The sequence below is a fragment of the Vibrio sp. 2033 genome, from assembly GCF_033339735.1.
On the sequence record NZ_JAWOVC010000728.1, the window covers coordinates 1 to 542 of the forward strand.

A 542-nucleotide genomic window follows, 5' to 3' on the forward strand; every position below is an offset into this window, starting at 1 on the left:
TAAGGTGCAATGGTCGGGATCATGCCAATGGACAACGGAAAGCAAAAAGGTTCGCCGCAACTGTGGTCGAGGTGTGCCATGTCTTCCAGTTGAAGCATAATGTTGCTGGCTTTGTCTAAAACTTCACGACCAAGTGGCGTGACGAGCACTTTTTTATTGTCCCGCTCAAAAATCTTAATGCCTAGTTGACGCTCCAGTTCACTGACGCCTGTGCTCAACGTTGATTGGCGAACATGACACAAATCTGCTGCTTTACGAAAATGCAGCGTTTTTGAGACAGCCAAGGCATAAGATAATTGTTTTATCGATAGCATAGCGTTTATCCATCCGTTGAGTCTTCTCGCCGTTCAAACTTCTCGTTCTAATGATCAAGCTTAGAAGATGGCTTTTTGTTGTTCGAATTTCCCTAACGTTGTTCCTGCCTTTATCTACCATCCTTTCGCTCGGCATTGCCGTTCGATTCTGAGCGCGACTTGCTGTACTTGGTGATCAAGATAATCGGTCGAACTCACCATTTGTCGCATGTCTTCAACAAAATGAGC

At 45.2% G+C, this 542-nt stretch carries 1 protein-coding gene; it reads right to left on the reverse strand.

What is annotated here, in order from left to right; all coding sequences use genetic code 11:
- On the reverse strand, nucleotides 1–314 hold a 314-nt coding region (locus R7P74_RS28755; protein WP_318124101.1), incomplete at its 3' end, for a LysR family transcriptional regulator.
- Between the last annotated feature and the right edge of the window lie 228 nt (nucleotides 315–542).